The 14,643-nt window shown below is 58.0% G+C and carries 19 protein-coding genes; 10 read left to right on the forward strand and 9 right to left on the reverse strand.

What is annotated here, in order from left to right; genetic code table 11:
* The first annotated feature begins 6 nt into the window (after positions 1-6).
* The gene (gene purH, locus AC8GFP_RS01560) at positions 7-1,581 is read left to right on the forward strand and encodes a bifunctional phosphoribosylaminoimidazolecarboxamide formyltransferase/IMP cyclohydrolase (protein WP_506609588.1); all 1,575 of its coding nucleotides are present in this window, start codon (positions 7-9) and stop codon (positions 1,579-1,581) included.
* A 70-nt stretch (positions 1,582-1,651) separates the two neighbouring features.
* Here purH and AC8GFP_RS01565 read toward each other — a convergent pair whose 3' ends face one another.
* The 4 genes from AC8GFP_RS01565 to AC8GFP_RS01580 all read right to left on the reverse strand — a co-directional run bounded on the left by AC8GFP_RS01565 (position 1,652) and on the right by AC8GFP_RS01580 (position 2,724).
* Positions 1,652-1,876, reverse strand: coding sequence for a BrnA antitoxin family protein (locus AC8GFP_RS01565; RefSeq protein WP_506609590.1), 225 nt, complete (start codon positions 1,874-1,876; stop codon positions 1,652-1,654).
* Position 1,877: 1 nt separating this feature from the next.
* The gene (locus tag AC8GFP_RS01570; protein ID WP_506609592.1) at positions 1,878-2,159 is read right to left on the reverse strand and encodes a BrnT family toxin; all 282 of its coding nucleotides are present in this window, start codon (positions 2,157-2,159) and stop codon (positions 1,878-1,880) included.
* Positions 2,160-2,197: 38 nt separating this feature from the next.
* The gene (locus AC8GFP_RS01575; RefSeq protein ID WP_506609594.1) at positions 2,198-2,365 is read right to left on the reverse strand and encodes a hypothetical protein; all 168 of its coding nucleotides are present in this window, start codon (positions 2,363-2,365) and stop codon (positions 2,198-2,200) included.
* Positions 2,366-2,430: 65 nt separating this feature from the next.
* Positions 2,431-2,724: a helix-turn-helix domain-containing protein gene (locus AC8GFP_RS01580; protein ID WP_506609596.1), complete on the reverse strand. Its 294-nt coding sequence runs from the start codon at positions 2,722-2,724 to the stop codon at positions 2,431-2,433.
* A 237-nt stretch (positions 2,725-2,961) separates the two neighbouring features.
* Between AC8GFP_RS01580 and AC8GFP_RS01585 the strand changes: the two genes are divergently transcribed.
* From AC8GFP_RS01585 to AC8GFP_RS01595, 3 genes are all read left to right on the forward strand, one after another.
* The gene (locus tag AC8GFP_RS01585) at positions 2,962-3,243 is read left to right on the forward strand and encodes a hypothetical protein (protein ID WP_506609598.1); all 282 of its coding nucleotides are present in this window, start codon (positions 2,962-2,964) and stop codon (positions 3,241-3,243) included.
* Complete coding sequence (locus AC8GFP_RS01590; RefSeq protein ID WP_506609600.1) at positions 3,209-3,706, forward strand: TA system VapC family ribonuclease toxin; 498 nt, start codon at positions 3,209-3,211, stop codon at positions 3,704-3,706. The genes AC8GFP_RS01585 and AC8GFP_RS01590 overlap by 35 nt, the downstream gene beginning before the upstream one ends.
* 113 nt (positions 3,707-3,819) lie before the next feature.
* Positions 3,820-4,989, forward strand: a complete 1,170-nt coding sequence (locus tag AC8GFP_RS01595; RefSeq protein WP_506609602.1) for an ATP-binding protein — start codon at positions 3,820-3,822, stop codon at positions 4,987-4,989.
* A gap of 83 nt (positions 4,990-5,072) precedes the next feature.
* Here AC8GFP_RS01595 and AC8GFP_RS01600 read toward each other — a convergent pair whose 3' ends face one another.
* The 3 genes from AC8GFP_RS01600 to thiD are packed head-to-tail and all read right to left on the reverse strand — an operon-like array spanning position 5,073 to position 7,813.
* The gene (locus AC8GFP_RS01600; protein ID WP_506609603.1) at positions 5,073-5,570 is read right to left on the reverse strand and encodes a hypothetical protein; all 498 of its coding nucleotides are present in this window, start codon (positions 5,568-5,570) and stop codon (positions 5,073-5,075) included.
* Positions 5,570-6,865 (reverse strand): glutamate-1-semialdehyde 2,1-aminomutase, encoded by a 1,296-nt coding sequence (hemL, locus tag AC8GFP_RS01605; RefSeq protein ID WP_506609605.1) that lies wholly within the window; start codon positions 6,863-6,865, stop codon positions 5,570-5,572. The genes AC8GFP_RS01600 and hemL overlap by 1 nt, the downstream gene beginning before the upstream one ends.
* 24 nt (positions 6,866-6,889) lie before the next feature.
* Positions 6,890-7,813, reverse strand: coding sequence for a bifunctional hydroxymethylpyrimidine kinase/phosphomethylpyrimidine kinase (thiD, locus tag AC8GFP_RS01610; RefSeq protein ID WP_506609607.1), 924 nt, complete (start codon positions 7,811-7,813; stop codon positions 6,890-6,892).
* 91 nt (positions 7,814-7,904) lie between these two features.
* Between thiD and AC8GFP_RS01615 the strand changes: the two genes are divergently transcribed.
* Complete coding sequence (locus tag AC8GFP_RS01615) at positions 7,905-8,057, forward strand: rubredoxin (RefSeq protein ID WP_506610510.1); 153 nt, start codon at positions 7,905-7,907, stop codon at positions 8,055-8,057.
* Here AC8GFP_RS01615 and AC8GFP_RS01620 read toward each other — a convergent pair.
* A complete protein-coding gene (locus AC8GFP_RS01620; protein WP_506610512.1) occupies positions 8,054-9,532 on the reverse strand; it encodes a cryptochrome/photolyase family protein in 1,479 nt (492 codons plus the stop codon). The genes AC8GFP_RS01615 and AC8GFP_RS01620 overlap by 4 nt on opposite strands.
* A 20-nt stretch (positions 9,533-9,552) precedes the next feature.
* Between AC8GFP_RS01620 and AC8GFP_RS01625 the strand changes: the two genes are divergently transcribed.
* The 5 genes from AC8GFP_RS01625 to AC8GFP_RS01645 are packed head-to-tail and all read left to right on the forward strand — an operon-like array spanning position 9,553 to position 13,321.
* Positions 9,553-10,158 carry a YqgE/AlgH family protein gene (locus AC8GFP_RS01625; protein ID WP_506609609.1) on the forward strand — a complete coding sequence of 202 codons (606 nt, stop codon included), beginning with the start codon at positions 9,553-9,555 and terminating at the stop codon, positions 10,156-10,158.
* Positions 10,155-10,571 carry a Holliday junction resolvase RuvX gene (gene ruvX / locus AC8GFP_RS01630; RefSeq protein WP_506609611.1) on the forward strand — a complete coding sequence of 139 codons (417 nt, stop codon included), beginning with the start codon at positions 10,155-10,157 and terminating at the stop codon, positions 10,569-10,571. The genes AC8GFP_RS01625 and ruvX overlap by 4 nt, the downstream gene beginning before the upstream one ends.
* Complete coding sequence (pyrR, locus tag AC8GFP_RS01635; RefSeq protein WP_506609612.1) at positions 10,568-11,068, forward strand: bifunctional pyr operon transcriptional regulator/uracil phosphoribosyltransferase PyrR; 501 nt, start codon at positions 10,568-10,570, stop codon at positions 11,066-11,068. The genes ruvX and pyrR overlap by 4 nt, the downstream gene beginning before the upstream one ends.
* A gap of 1 nt (position 11,069) precedes the next feature.
* On the forward strand, positions 11,070-12,032 hold the full coding sequence (locus AC8GFP_RS01640) for an aspartate carbamoyltransferase catalytic subunit (protein WP_506609614.1): 963 nt from the start codon (positions 11,070-11,072) through the stop codon (positions 12,030-12,032).
* Positions 12,029-13,321 (forward strand): dihydroorotase, encoded by a 1,293-nt coding sequence (locus AC8GFP_RS01645; protein ID WP_506609616.1) that lies wholly within the window; start codon positions 12,029-12,031, stop codon positions 13,319-13,321. The genes AC8GFP_RS01640 and AC8GFP_RS01645 overlap by 4 nt, the downstream gene beginning before the upstream one ends.
* A gap of 33 nt (positions 13,322-13,354) precedes the next feature.
* Here AC8GFP_RS01645 and AC8GFP_RS01650 read toward each other — a convergent pair whose 3' ends face one another.
* Positions 13,355-14,635 (reverse strand): FCSD flavin-binding domain-containing protein, encoded by a 1,281-nt coding sequence (locus AC8GFP_RS01650; RefSeq protein WP_506609618.1) that lies wholly within the window; start codon positions 14,633-14,635, stop codon positions 13,355-13,357.
* Positions 14,636-14,643 lie beyond the last annotated feature (8 nt).

Below are 14,643 nucleotides of genomic sequence, written 5' to 3' on the forward strand. Positions count from 1 at the left end.
CGATTCATGAATGCCCTGATTTCCGTGTCCGATAAAACCGATGTGGTGGAGCTCGCCCAAGCCCTGCACACGCTGGGCGTCAAGCTCATTTCCACCGGGGGCACCGCGCAACTGTTGAGTGCGCAAGGCTTGCCAGTGCGCGAAGTGGCCGACCTCACGGGCTTTCCTGAAATGCTCGATGGCCGCGTGAAAACCTTGCACCCCAAAGTCCACGGCGGCTTGCTGGCGCGGCGCGACCTGCCCGAGCACATGCAAGCGCTGCAAGACCACGGCATTGAAACCATCGACCTGTTGGTGGTCAACCTCTACCCGTTTGAAGCCACTGTGGCCAAGCCCGATTGCAGCTTGGACGACGCGATTGAAAACATCGACATTGGTGGCCCCGCCATGGTGCGCAGCGCCGCCAAAAATTGGAAACACGTGGCGGTGCTGACCGACCCTTCGCAGTACCAAGCGGTGATGGACGAATGGCAAGCGAATGGCGGCTTGAGCGAAAACACCCGCTTCAAGCTCGCCGTGGCCGCTTTCAACCGCATCAGCAATTACGACGGCGCCATCAGCGATTACTTGTCGTCCTTGAATTTGGAAACCGAGCAACGCAGCTTGTTTCCCGGCCAAGCCAATGGCCGCTTCATCAAGCTGCAAGACCTGCGTTACGGCGAGAACCCGCACCAATTGGCCGCCTTCTACCAAGACACGAACCCCGCGCCGGGCTCCTTGGTGACAGCGCGTCAGTTGCAAGGCAAAGAACTGTCCTTCAACAACATCGCCGATGCGGATGCCGCGTGGGAATGCGTGAAGAGTTTTGACACGCCTGCTTGCGTCATCGTCAAACACGCCAACCCCTGCGGCGTGGCGGTGGCCGACGACGCCTTGGGCGCTTACAAAAAGGCCTATCAAACCGACCCCACCTCGGCATTTGGCGGCATCATCGCTTTCAATTGCCCGGTGGATTTGCCTGCGGTGCAAGCGCTGGGCCAGCAGTTCGTGGAAGTCTTGATTGCGCCGTCCTTCACCGGCGAGGCGCTGCAACAGTTGCAAGCCAAAGCCAATGTTCGGGTGCTGCAAATTGCCTTGCCACCTGGCGGCAGCAACGCCTGGGCCAATGGCCACAACATGGTGGATGTGAAGCGCGTGGGCTCAGGCCTGTTGATGCAAACCGCCGACAACCATGTGCTGACCATGGCCGACATGCAAGTGGTGACCACCCAGCACCCCAGCCCCGCACAAATGCAAGACCTGTTGTTCGCGTGGAAAGTGGCCAAGTACGTGAAAAGCAACGCGATTGTGTTTGTCGCCAACGGCATGACCATGGGCGTTGGGGCGGGTCAGATGAGCCGACTCGATTCAGCCCGCATTGCCGCCATCAAAGCAGGCCACGCGTCCCTGAGCTTGCAAGGCACGGCGGTGGCCAGCGACGCGTTTTTCCCGTTCCGCGATGGCTTGGATGTGGTGGTGGACCAGGGCGCCACCTGCGTGATTCAGCCCGGCGGCTCGATGCGCGACCAAGAAGTGATTGAGGCCGCCAATGAACGCGGCGTGGCGATGGTGTTCACGGGCGTGAGGCACTTCAGGCATTGAGCGTGGGGCTTGCCAGCAGCTTGGCGTCAACCAAAACGCCACCCTTGCTTTTGTTTTTAACTTGAAATCTTCAAGCCAGTTTGGGCCAATGGATTTGAACTTTGCGCTTGTTGGCCAAGCAATCGCGCAAATACAAGTTGATGAGGCTTTGATAAGGGACGCCAGCTTCATCGGCCATGCTTTTGAAATACACCACCACATCTTCAGACAAGCGCATGGTCACGGGCTTCTTGAGTTTTGAGGCGTAGGGGTTTTTTCGAGCTTTGAGCTTGGAGAAATCGTATTCGGCTTTCATGTCAGGTACCTTTGTAAAACACGCTTTCACGCTTGGTGGCCTTGCGGGCTGAAATGATTCGGATGACTTCGCCATCCTGACGTTCACAATGACAAACGATCAATAGCTTGGCTTCAATACTCATGCCCAACAACAGAAACCGATTCTCGTCAGCCGAGTGTTCTTCATCAAAAAATTGAACCGCGTTTTCATCATAAAAAACGGTTTGCGCTTCCTCAAAAGACACATTGTGTTTTCTCAGGTTGGCAGATGATTTGGTTGGGTGCCATTCAAACTTTATCATATGTACATTGTATGTAAAGTAACAGATGAATGTTGATTTCAGTAGCCCGGATATTCCATCTTGAGCGCTACCCAAGCTGCTGTCCGCGGGCCATAGTCAGAAGCGATGTCTTGGAGTGCCTTATCAAGGGTTTCCAAAGGCGTCGATTCACCATTTGCCGAGATCATGCGGTTCTGCGCATGGCGACCCAAGACGCGGCTGGGCATGAGCTTAAGTCCACGCAAGCTTTTGATGACACCGGCGCGCCTGGCCGAATGTAGATAGTCGGAATTTATTGCAAAGCTTCAAGCACAGCAGCGGGATTGCGGTCAATCACATTCAGCAACACCAGCGAAGCGCCGCTGGGAGACCGATCGCCGCGCTCCCAATGGCGCAAGGTTGCGACCGAAAAACCAAAGCGCGCTGCAAACTGTTCTTGCGTCAAGCTCAAGCGCTGGCGCAGGTTGGAAACATCTACAGCATGCGGTTGGTAAAGCTTGACACCGCTTACTTTGTCATCCTTGCTTTTGGCATGCGCAATGGCTTCTGTCAGGCCTTGCTTGATGCTGTTGAATGCTTTTGACATGGTTTTTCCATTCAGTCCTGAATCCATAATTTCACCAGCAAATCAACCAATTCGGCCAATTCATTGCGCTGGGCTTTGCGGGTGTATTAGGGGAGTTCTGCGATGGTCAGCATGTGCAGAATTCTAATCCATTGGATTAATTTTGAAGGCGTCATTTCAGTCCTGAACCTGAACCTTCACAGGAAAACCAACCGCCACCCATTGCGCACAAATATGTTTTTGTGCGAAACTGCGTTCATGCGCACCACCCTCGATCTTCCAGACCCGCTGTTCAAGCACCTCAAAACCCGTGCGGCGCAAGAGGGCAGGACCTTGCGCGACTTGGTGGTGGAATTGGTTGAAAAAGGGCTGTCCGCCCGCGACCTGGTCGATGCCCAACAGCGCTTTCAGGCGCGGCCGCTGATCGCGGGCACGGCGCCCATGCGCTTGCTGCCAAGCCAACTCACCTCTGCCGATCTGTCCGACATCCTCAGCGAAGAAGACGATGAGCGAGCCCGCCAAATCCTTCAAAGTCGCTGAGGTGCCAGCCTCATGGCGGCTGGCCTCGGGGGACTTGCCCGACGTCAATGTCTGGCTGGCGCTGTCCTACGCCCCCCACCCGTTTCACGCCCGGGCCACGGCCTATTGGCAGGAGGCTTGCACCAGCAACACGCCTTTGTGGTTTTGCCGCAGCACCATGCTGGCGCTGGTGCGCTTGCTGGCGCAACCCAAAGTATTGGGCACGGATGTGCTGAGTCTGCCGTCTGCCATGGCCGTTTACCAACAATGGTTGTCCACGCCCGCCGTGGGTTTGTTGCTCGAGCCGTTGGGCTTGGAGGCGCATGTGCAAAGCTTGTTGGGCACCGACACCGCGCCGCTGCCCAACCGCTTGTGGACCAATGCCTGGTTGGCCGCCACCGCCGAGGCCGCCGGTTTGACGATGGTCACTTTCGACCAAGATTTTGAGAGGTTCAACCTCAGTCGATTGCAAGTGTTGGCTTGAGCCCTACAAGCCAGATTGGGAAGGGTGCCCTCAGCCCCAGAAAAAGAACAAATCCAGCACGGGTTTCATGAAAAATCTATGCAAATTTAAATTCCAACTTTAAAATTGCAAAAATGATTCCCCGTAACGCCACCCCCACACTAGAACGCCTGGCCAAAGGCTTTCCCGTGGTCGTGCTCACTGGGCCTCGGCAGTCGGGCAAAACCACGCTGGCCAAGTCGGTGTTCAGCAGCAAAATCTATGTGTCCTTAGAGAACCCCGACGAGCGGGCGTTTGCCTTGCAAGACCCCAAGCGGTTTTTGCAGCGCTTTCCCCAGGGTGCGGTGCTCGACGAGGTGCAGCGCTGCCCCGAGTTGCTGTCCTGGTTGCAGGGCTGGGTGGATGAGCGCGGCATCATGGGTGACTTTGTGTTGACCGGCTCGGCACAGTTCGACTTGATCGTGGGTGTCACCCAAACCCTGGCGGGACGCGTGGGGCGTGTCGAGTTGCTGCCGCTTTGTGCTGATGAGCTGGCCGCGTCTCAGAAGGCGCCCACAGACTTGAACACCACCCTGCTCCAAGGTGGCTATCCGGCGCTGTACGACCGCGATGTGTCGCCGCAAGATTGGTTTGCCAACTACATCAGCACCTACATCGAGCGCGATGTGCGGCAGTTGGTTGCGGTGCGCGATTTGTCGCAGTTTCAAACCTTCGTGAAGATGTGCGCCGCCCGCAGCGGCCAGTTGTTGAACCTCACATCTCTGGGCGCAGATTGCGGCATCTCGTCGGTGACGGCCAAGCAATGGTTGTCGGTGCTGGAAGCCAGTTACATCGTGAGCTTGCTTCAGCCGCACCACCGCAACTTCGGCAAGCGCTTGGTGAAAGCGCCTAAACTGTATTTCTGCGATGTGGGCTTGGCCGCTTGGCTGCTGGGCATTCGTGACGCCGCCAGCCTGGACACCCATGCCGCTCGCGGTGCGCTGTTTGAAACCTTCGTGGTGAGCGAACTCCTGAAGCAGCGGCTCAATGCCGGCCAGGCGCGTGATCTGTACTTCTGGCGCGATAGCGTGGGCAATGAAGTGGATGTGCTGATCGAAAGCGCCCAAGGGCTGCAAGCCATTGAAATCAAGTCCGGCAGTACCTTCGCCAGCGACTGGACCGATGGCCTGAAGAAGTGGCAAAAGTTTGCGGGCGAAGAAAGCTTCCAGCCCTCACTGGTCTACGGCGGCACCGATTCTCATGAGCGTGAGGGCGTGCAGGTGTGGGGTTGGTCGGCGCTTAGCAAGCTGAGCCCTTTGCGTTAAATCTCGACAAAGTCCTTTGCAATTTTGAACACCTATATAAAAATATTCAATAAAATCAAGTACTTACGATATTCTCAACAGAATCAATCCTGCACCCGGACCTTGAGCTGAAACGTGACCGCGCCATACAAGCGGTCTTGCAGCGGCGGCACCAGCGCCACATTCAGGCCAACCCAGCGGCTTTCCCAGCTGGCCACTGGCAACACGGCAGGAAACCAGCCACCGTCAAACGCCTTGGGGTAGCCGTTGAAAGCGCCCATCACCACACCCCATTTGCCGTTGGCAAAGGTGAAAGGCTGGTAGTAGGCGCCCACGTAGCTGGAGTGGGCGCTGTCGCTGTTGATGAACCGGCCCGCCGTGGCCGACCAGTCTTCATTGATTTGCACTTCCACGCCAAAGCCGAAGTTCTCGTTGCGCAAACCCTTGTTGGTGTCAAAGTGCGCCGAGTAAAAACCGGGGTTGAGCCAGATGCTGTGCCGCGCGGCCAGGGGTGGGGTGGCTGCTGGTGCGCTCTCTGAGGAACCGTCAGCCCAAGCCATCGTGGCCAACAAAACGCCCAGCGAAAAGGCGACTTTGCGCATCAAAGCGTGGCAAACACATCAGCCGCGGCTTGTACCGTGGCGGTAATGTCCTCGGCGCTGTGTGCAGCACTCACGAAGCCTGCTTCGTAAAGTGCTGGCGCGATGTACACGCCCTTGTCCAGCAGGCCGTGGAACAGCTTGTTGAACTTGGGGCTGTCGCTGGTCATCACCTTGGCGTAGTTTTGCGGCAGCTCGGGCAGCAAGAAAAAGCCAAACATGCCGCCTTGGCAATCGGCGCTGAACGGCACGCCTGCTTTGGCAGCAGCGGCTTTCAAACCATCGACCAAGCTTTGGGTGCGGGCCGACAGCGCGTCGAAGAAACCGGGCTTGGAAATTTCATGCAAGGTGGCCAAACCACAGGCGGTGGCCACGGGGTTGCCGCTCAAGGTGCCTGCTTGGTAGACCGGGCCCAGCGGGGCCAGCTGTTCCATGACGGCGCGTTTACCGCCAAACGCGGCCAGCGGCATGCCGCCGCCAATGACTTTGCCCAGCACGGTGAGGTCGGGCTCGAAGCCAGGCAAAGACTTCGCATACACGCTTTGCGCACTGCCCAAAGCCACGCGGCAGCCGGTCATCACCTCGTCAAACACCAGCAAGGCGCCGTGCTGGCTGCACAGCTCGCGGCAGCGCTTCATGAAGGGCACGCTGGCCCGCACGAAATTCATGTTGCCGGCAATGGGTTCGATCATCAAACAAGCCAGCTCTTGGCCGTGCAAAGCAAACGCTTCTTCCAACTGCGGGATGTTGTTGAATTCCAAAACCAAGGTGTGCTGCACCACCTCGGGGGGTACGCCTGCGCTGGTGGGGTTGCCAAAGGTGGCCAAGCCGGAACCGGCTTTCACCAACAGCGCGTCGGCGTGGCCGTGGTAGCAGCCTTCAAACTTGATGATCTTGCTGCGGCCCGTGGCACCGCGTGCCAGGCGCAGTGCGCTCATGCCCGCTTCGGTGCCCGAGCTGACCAAGCGCACCATGTCCATCGAGGGCATGAGTTTCAACAGCGCTTCGGCAAGTTCAATTTCGCGCTCGGTGGGTGCGCCATACGAGAAACCTTCCAGCACGGCTTTTTGCACGGCTTCAACTACAGCCGGGTGGCCGTGGCCCAAAATCATCGGGCCCCACGAGCCGATGTAATCGATGTAGCGACGGTCATTGGCGTCCCAAAAATAAGCGCCTTGGGCACGCTTCACAAAACGCGGTGTGCCTCCCACCGCGCGAAAAGCGCGAACAGGTGAATTGACGCCGCCAGGAATCACTTGGCGGGCGCGGTCAAACAAAGTTTGGTTCAAATCGGTCATGGTCTTCCCAGTCGTGCAACAAAATCAATGCCGGGTGTGGTGGCCGGGCAGCGAGAAATCTTCGGCAGTGGCTGCGCCATCGGCTTCATCGTCGGTGGCTTCATCCACGCTTTGCGCCCAAAACAAACGGTCGGCCACGGCATGGCCCATGCCAGGGCGAAAACCCGCGTCCAAGCTGCCGTCCAAAAAGCCCAGCGCTTCACCCACCGAGGCCTCGAGGTCGTCGCCCATGGCCAGCAAGCCAGCCAAGGCCGCGCTCAAGGTGTCACCTGCCCCGGTGAACACCGCGTCAAAACGCTCGATGGTTTCGCTCACCAACACCGTGAGGGGCGTGGCCAAGGCGTTTTCCAAATGTTGGCTGCCTTGCGGCAATCCGGTGACCAAGGTGTAGGGCACGCCTTTGTCGGCGGCGGCTTTGGCAATGTCGCGCGCGGTGGGCGGGCGTTCGCTGCCCCACTCGGGCAACAACCATCTCCACAGCGTGGAATGGTTACCCACCAACACCGTGGTTTGTGGCAACAGCAGTTCCATGAACGCGTCTTGGTAGGCTTCAATCGGGTCGTCTTGCCACCACGACAAGCTGGGCATGTAAGCCACCACCGGCACATCGGCGTAGTCGGTGCACAGCTCGGCGATGGTGGCCACAATTTCGGGCGTGCCGCAAAAACCCACCTTGATGACTTGCACCGAGATATCTTCCAAGATGATGCGGGCTTGTTCGTCCACCGCGTCTTCGTCCATGGCCATGTGGTCGAAGGTTTCAGCGGAGTCGCGCACATAGCTGCCGGTGCTGATGGCCAACACATGCGCACCCACCGAGGACATGGCCAAGATGTCTGCGGTTAAACCACCTGCACCGCTGGGGTCATTGCTGTTGAAACACAGCACGCAAGGATGGGCCATTTCGGGTGTCTGGCCTTCGTCTGGGAGCGGGAGGGTGGGGTTCATGGCCGTCTATACTTTGATTCATTCTATGCCACGGTTTCAACGTGGTTTGTGTGCTTCCTCGAATGAAAGAGACCCCGTGAACAAGACTTGGATGTGCCTGATTTGTGGCTGGATTTACGACGAAGCGTTGGGCGACCCCGACAGCAACATCGCCCCCGGCACCCCGTGGGAACAAGTGCCGATGAACTGGACTTGCCCCGAATGTGGCGCACGCAAAGAAGACTTTGAAATGGTGCCGGTCTAACTTTTTTTCACCACCGAATAGCGCAGCAAAGTTTTGGCCCGCGCTTGCGCGTGGTCCACAACCGGCATCGGGTAGTTCTGGCCCAACACCACACCCGCTGCTTGCAGCTCCATCGGTTTGGCCAGCCACGGCGCATGAATCGCTTTGTCGGGCAAGCCACTCAGTTGTGGCACATAACGCCTGATGAACTTGCCTTGCGGGTCAAACTTTTCGCTTTGGTTGATCGGGTTGAAGATGCGAAAGTAGGGCTGGGCATCGCAGCCGCTTGAGCTGGCCCACTGCCAACCGCCGTTGTTGGCGGCCAAGTCAAAGTCAATCAAGTGTTGGGCAAAGTAAGCCTCGCCCCAGCGCCAATCAATTCCTAAATCTTTCACCAAAAAACTCGCCACCACCATGCGCAGTCGGTTGTGCATGTAGCCGCTTTGGTTGATCTGCGCCATGGCTGCGTCCACCAGCGGGTAGCCGGTTTGGCCGTCACACCAGGCTTTGAACAAGGCCTTGACGTGCTTGTCTTTGTCCCATTGGATGTCGTCGTACTCGCGCTTGAAAGCGCTGTGCACCACGTGCGGATGGTGGTGCATGATCTGGTGGTAGAAATCGCGCCAAATCAATTCAGACAACCAGGTTTGCGCACCCGCATCGTTTTTCAGGGCACGTGCATGGGCCAAGCGCGCCAACTGCCGAATCGACACCGTGCCAAAGCGCAAATGTGCACTCAAATAACTGGGCCCTTTCACGGCGGGAAAGTTGCGCGTGGCTTCGTAGTCGCTCATGCGCTTGTCGAAATCTTTCAACAGCATCTGCGCACCTGACATGCCCGGGTGGATGTGCAGCGCCGCCAAATCCACGGCTTCAAAACCCATGTCCTGCAAGCTGGGGATGGGCTGGCGCAAGGCCTTGGGGATGCTGGCCAATTGACCGGTCTGGGCTTGTGTCGGTCGTGCCGCCAAATCAGCAGGCGTGACTTTTTTCAACCACGCGTTTTTGTACGGCGTGAACACCCCATAGGGTGTGCCGCTGAGCGTGAGCACTTCGCTGCGTTCGAACACCACATGGTCTTTGAAGCTGTGAAACGCAATACCGTGGTTGGCCAAGCTGCCGCGCACTTGGGCGTCGCGGGCCAAGGCCTCGGGCTCGTCATCATGGTGGGTGAACACGGCTTGTACCCCCAGGGATTGGGCGAGTTGAAGCATTTCGTGGATGGCTTCGCCGTGGCGCACCAGCAAGCCCGCCTCCGTATTCGCCGCGCGTTCGCGCCAAGCGGCATCGAGTTCGTGCAGCGACGCGTGGATGAAGGCCACGCGCCGGTCTTGGCGCGGTAATTTGTCCAAGATGGCGGTGTCAAATACAAAGGCCGCGTGCACATGCTTGGCATGCTTCAAGGCGGTGCTGAGTGCGGTGTGGTCGTCCAAGCGCAAATCCCGGCGGAACCACACCAACACGCTGTCAAACTGGTCTAAAACTTGGGGAGGCATGTTCACCTTAAAATCTTGGCATGACCATGGATTCTGCACCCATCAACCTGACGCATCATTTCCTGATCGCCATGCCGGGTTTGATGGACGAATCTTTCGCCCGCAGTGTCGTTTACATGTGTGAACACTCCGAGCGTGGCGCCTTGGGTCTGATCATCAACAAGCCCAGCCCCATGCGCATGGAAGAGTTGTTCGAAAAAGTCGACCTCAACCTGGGCCGCACCGACCTGATTGAAATTCCTGTGTTGCAAGGCGGCCCGGTGCACACCGAGCGCGGCTTTGTGCTGCACGAGCCGCTCGCCAAAGCCGACCCGAATGGCCCCGAGGCTGAAAACACCTATGCCTCCACGCTGATGATTCCCGGCGGCTTGGAGATGACCACCTCCAAAGATGTGCTTGAAGCGCTGTCCACTGGCGCGGGTCCACGCAAGGTGCTCATCACACTCGGCTATGCCGCTTGGGCGCAAGGCCAGTTGGAAAGTGAACTCGCTGAAAACAGTTGGCTCACGGTGGAAGCCGATGCCCAAGTGATTTTTGACACGCCGATTGAACACCGCTATGACAGCGCCTTGGCCTTGCTGGGCTTGCAAGCCTGGATGCTGTCGCCACAGGCGGGTCACGCATGAACGTGGCTGCGCCGCCCGTTGCCACAGCCCTGCAATCCTTTTTGGCTTTCGATTTCGGCCTGCAACGCACAGGTGTGGCTTACGCTTCACGACTCTTGGGCCAAGCCCAACCGCAAGGCACGGTGAAAGCTGCAGGGGACGCACGTTGGCCGCTGATTGCCCAACACATTGAACGCTGGCAACCCGATGCGCTGGTGGTCGGTGTGCCCTACCACCCCGATGGCGCACGCCATGAAAACACCGACCGTGCGCAAAAGTTTGCGCGTCAATTGCAGGGTCGTTTTGGCTTGCCTGTGTTTGAGGTGGACGAGCGTTACTCGACCACCGAAGCACGCGCGGCAGGTGCGACCGATGTGGACTCGGCATCGGCCTGCGTCATCCTTGATCAATTTTTAAGAAACCTCGCACCATGAGCATTGGCCATTTATCCCTCGACGCCCAGGCCTTGTACGCCCAGATGTTGAAAGACCTGCGTGAACGCTTGAGCCCCACTGCGCATTTGGTGGGCATCACTTCTGGGGGCGCTTGGTTGGCTGAACGCTTGCATGCCGACCTCGGTCGTTCTGAAGCTTTGGGTGTCGTGTCTTCCTCGATGCACCGCGACGACTTCGCGCAACGCGGCATGGCCGACAGTGCGGCCACCAAGTTGCCTTTCGCGGTAGACGGCGCAGTCATTTGGTTGATCGACGATGTGTTGTTCACGGGGCGCACCATCCGCGCGGTGGTGAACGAGTTGTTCGACTATGGCCGACCGGCTGCCGTGCACTTGGCGGTGTTGGTGGACAGAGGCGGGCGCGAGTTGCCGGTGCAAGCTGACTATGCGGCGGCGCGTTTGAGTTTGCCGGGCAACCAATCCTTGCGCCTGACCCGTGACGCACAACATCAATTCGCTTTTTCGGTGGAGGGCTGAGATGCTTTACAAACGCAACCCGCAACTCAACCGCAACGGTGAATTGATTCACCTGTTGTCCACCGAAGGCTTGTCGCGCGACATCCTGACAAAAATCTTGGACACCGCCAGCCAGTTCGTGTCGGTGAACGACCGCGAGGTGAAAAAAGTACCTTTGCTGCGCGGCAAGAGTGTGTTCAATTTGTTTTTTGAAAACAGCACCCGGACCCGCACCACGTTTGAAATAGCGGCCAAGCGTTTGAGCGCTGATGTGTTCAACCTCGACATCGCGCGTTCCTCTGCCAGCAAAGGCGAATCGTTGCTGGACACCATCGCCAACCTGAGCGCCATGGCCGCCGATATTTTTGTGGTGCGCCACAGCGAATCGGGCGCACCGTATTTGATTGCCGAGCACGTGGCGCCCCATGTGCACGTGATCAACGCGGGTGACGGCAGGCACGCGCACCCCACACAAGGTTTGCTGGACGCCTACACCATCCGCCATTTCAAGAAAGACTTCGCCAACTTGCGCGTGGCCATTGTGGGTGATGTGCTGCACTCGCGGGTGGCGCGTTCGGACATTCATGCGCTCACCACCTTGGGTTGCGCCGAGGTGCGTGTGGTCGGCCCGAAAACCTTGGTGCCCTCGGACATGTCGCAACTCGGTGTGAAGGTGTTTCACAGCTTGGAAGATGGCATCCGCGACTGCGATGTGGTCATCACGCTGCGATTGCAAAACGAACGCATGAGCGGTGCTTTGTTGCCCTCAAGTCAAGAATATTTCAAGAGTTTTGGCCTGACACAAGCCAAGCTGCAACTGGCCAAACCCGACGCCATCGTGATGCACCCCGGCCCGATCAACCGGGGCGTGGAAATCGAATCGGCGGTGGTGGACGGACCGCAAAGCGTCATCTTGACGCAAGTGACTTTTGGCATCGCTGTGCGCATGGCGGTGATGTCCATCGTGGCAGGAAACGACGCATGAGCATCCTCATTCAAAACGGGCACGTGATTGATCCGGCCTCTGGCATGAACACCCGCGCCGATGTGGCGATTCAAAACGGCAGCATCTTGGCGATTGGCAAAGTGGATGCCAGTTTCAAACCCACGCACACCATGGACGCCACGGGTTGCATCGTGATGCCGGGCTTGGTGGACGCGTGTGCAAGATTGGGTGAGCCCGGCCACGAGCACGAAGGCATGTTGGAGACAGAATTGGCGGCGGCAGTCGCTGGTGGTGTCACTAGCGTGGTTTGTCCGCCCGACACCCAACCCGTGTTGGATGAACCAGGTTTGGTGGAGATGCTGCAATTTCGCGCGGCGCGTTTGCAGTTGTCGCGCGTGTTTCCATTGGGTGCACTCACACGTGGTTTGGACGGCGAAGCCCTGACGCCCATGGCCGAACTCACCTTGGCTGGGTGCATTGGTTTTTCGCAAGCCGAGCAGAACATGAGCCACAACCAAGCCTTGCAACGCGCCATGCAATACGCCGCCACGTATGGCTATTGCATCTGGTTGCGACCGCAAGATGCGGCGCTGGGCCAAGGTGTGGCGGCCAGCGGCCCCTTGGCCACCCGAATGGGTTTGAGTGGCGTGCCCGTGGCCGCAGAAACCATCGCGCTGCACACCATCATCGATTTGATGCGCACCAGTGGGGCTCGCGTCCATGTGTGTCGCTTGTCCAGCGCAGCGGGTGTCGCGTTGGTGCGTCAAGCCAAGGCCGAAGGCTTGGCCATCAGCTCGGATGTGAGCATCCATAACTTGCATTTCACCGATGCCGACATGGGCTACTTTGACACCCGCGCCCGGCTCACGCCGCCCCTGCGCCAACAACGCGACCGCGATGCGTTGCGTGAAGGTTTGAAAGACGGCACCATCGATGTGCTGGTGTCCGACCACACACCAGTGGAAGGCGATGCCAAGGCCTTGCCCTTCGCACAAGCCGAAGCGGGTGCCACGGCCTTAGAGATGTTGCTCAGTGCCACGTTGAAATGGGCGGCGCAAAGTGAAGTGGATGTGTTGCGTGCATTGCAAGTCGTCACCTCGGCACCCGCGCAGTTGTTGGGTGTGCGCGGTCAGGGCTTGGGGCAGTTGCGTGTGGGCGGTGTGGCCGATGTGTGCGTCTACAACCCTGAGGCTTCATGGGCTGTCAAGCCCGAAGCACTGCGCAGTCAGAGCAAGCACACGCCGTTTGCGTTTGACATGAGTGGCAGTGAAATGGTGGGGCAGGTCAGGGCCACGATTGTTGCTGGCAAAGTCGCTTTTCAAAACTAATTGGAATCTGACCCCAATTACCTAAGCGTGACTTCACAGCAACGTGTCAGCCCAAATGTTCTGCGCCCAATTCCAGGCATACGTGCCTTCAAGCGCATTTGCCTCGGTGGACAACCCACCCGAACCTGGCACGGTTTTGAAGGTCTTCTCTTCGGCGTTGAACTGATGCACCGACGCCACGTGAATCACCAACTTGTCACTCACATAGCTGTAGCAGGTGTTGGTTAGTAATGGTCTGGGGTTGATGGCCAAATCGGAGAGTTGCGCCACCACAGCTGCTGCCGCCACTTTGCCGTGTGAGTTGGCCATGTGCCCCGACTTGGGCATGGCAGGAGCCGCCAATGTGGCGTCACCCAACACATGGATGTCTTTGGCGGCCAATGATTCGAAGGTTTGGTAGTTGATGCCACACCAGCGGTTGTTCACCGTGGCCAAACCCGTTTGCATGGCAATGGAGCCTGCACGCATGGCGGGTAAAACGTTCAGCACATCAGCACGAATGCTTTCTTGCACATCGAATTTCAAGGTGCTGGTTTTGGCGTCCACCGCCACGACCTTGTGGTTGGGGCGAAACTCGATGATGTCTTTGTAGTTGTCGCTCCAAAACTTTTTGAACAAAGCAGGTTTGGAGGTGATGTCGGGGTTGGCATCCAGAATCAGCACCTTGGATTTGGGCTTGGCTTGCTTGAAGTAATGCGCCACTTGGCTGGCGCGTTCATACGGCCCCGGCGGGCATTTGTACGGCGCTTCAGGCACGGTGAGGGCATACACACCACCGTCGGGCATGGCTTCAAGTTGTTGGCGCAGCGCCGTGGTTTCCGCGCCCGCTTTCCACGCTTGCAAAATTTGACCACTGGCATTGGCCGCTTGCAAGCCTTCGATGCTGTCGAAATGCATGTCCACACCAGGCGACACAATGAGTTTGTCGTAGCTGATGATGCCGCCGTTTTTCAAGCTCACGGTTTTCTTCGCAGGGTCGATGGCGGTGACAAGGTCGTGCACCAAACTGACACCATGCTTGCTGCTGAGGGCCGTGTAGGGCGTGGTGATTTGCGCCATGGTTTTGCTGCCACCCAAGACCAAGTTGGACATGGGGCATGAAATGAAAGTCTTGTTCGGTTCAATCAACACTACGCTGATTTTGTAATTGGACAAGACCCGCACATACTTGGCCGCTGTAGCACCGCCATAGCCGCCACCAATCACCACCACCTGGGCTTTGGCAGGCGCTTGGCTGGTGAGTGTGGCGCAGCCCGAGAGGGCTGACAGAGAACCCAAGGCCAAGCCGGTTTGAAGCAGTGTTCTTCTTTGCATGGTGTGTC

Source organism: Limnohabitans simekii (SeqCode) (genome assembly GCF_965234735.1).
GTDB classification, from domain to species: Bacteria; Pseudomonadota; Gammaproteobacteria; order Burkholderiales; family Burkholderiaceae_C; genus Limnohabitans; species Limnohabitans simekii.